The organism is Alkalihalophilus lindianensis, from assembly GCF_032843265.1.
GTDB lineage: Bacteria > Bacillota > Bacilli > Bacillales > Bacillaceae_D > Alkalihalophilus > Alkalihalophilus lindianensis.
The window spans coordinates 1-261 of the sequence record NZ_JAWJBA010000531.1 but is presented as its reverse complement, the minus strand read 5'-3'; the positions used below and the strand labels follow the sequence as shown (position 1 = coordinate 261).

The following is a 261-nucleotide window of genomic DNA, read 5'->3' as shown; positions in this document are numbered from 1 at the left end:
CTTGCTTGCTAAAGAGGCGCTTGAACTTCTACAGGTGGATAGACTTGGACTCGATCACATTGACCATAAGCTGTTAAAAGGAATTATCGAAAAATTCCGCGGCGGACCGGTTGGGCTGGATACGATTGCTGCATCTATTGGTGAAGAAGCAGAAACGATTGAAGATGTATATGAACCTTATTTATTGCAGATTGGTTTTCTGCAGCGGACCCCTCGCGGCAGGATGGTAACCGCTGCTGTTTATCATCACTTCGGTATGGA

At 46.0% G+C, this 261-nt stretch carries 1 protein-coding gene; it reads left to right on the top strand.

The annotated features are described in order from the left end of the window. On the top strand, positions 1-261 hold a 261-nt coding region (locus tag RYX56_RS23305), incomplete at both ends, for a Holliday junction DNA helicase RuvB C-terminal domain-containing protein (RefSeq protein ID WP_317124251.1).